1 protein-coding gene is annotated in these 565 nt (G+C 38.2%); it reads left to right on the plus strand.

Features of this window, described 5'->3' with window-relative positions:
• Window positions 1–326 precede the first annotated feature (326 nt).
• Window positions 327–565: pyocin activator PrtN family protein (locus R7R24_RS29280; RefSeq protein ID WP_318120531.1), on the plus strand; the 239-nt coding region annotated here is incomplete at its 3' end.

The raw sequence follows: 565 nt of genomic DNA on the forward strand, positions 1-565 counted from the left end.
CTTTGCCTTCAGATCTCCATTGTATTCCCCATCAATAAATTTGCAATTATCAGCGCTCTGTTTTTGAGCCTCAACGTCTAAAATCGTAACGTCACCTTAGTTTTGGAAAGCATTGCTTTTGAATAATTAGCCATAACAAGAAGAATGGAGACTTTAGTCACATTTGTTGAGTGTTTTGAAAAAAAATTTATCCTCGAAAATTCACATTGTTCTTATTAAACAGCTTCTTAATCGTTGTGTGCTAGTGTTTTGCCATACTTCTATTCCTTTCTAATGCTTGTAACATTATGACTTAAGTATTCGTTAGCCGTTAATAGAAGAGAGCAATGACATCACGTTCTGAACCAACCACAAGATCGCTTTTAGCTCAACAGTTCAATAATCAACCTTTTATCCCAGTAGTAGACGTCGCCGAGTCATTATTCGGCATGGCTGCAACTACAACTAAGAGAAAAGCCGCTCAGCAAGACTTACCGTTTCCTGTTGTCCGTTTGGGTAACTCACAAAAGTCGCCTTGGTTTGTCAGTTTTGATGATTTGGCGAAGTTTATTGAACGTCAACGTCG

It is taken from the genome of Vibrio sp. 704, assembly GCF_033339295.1.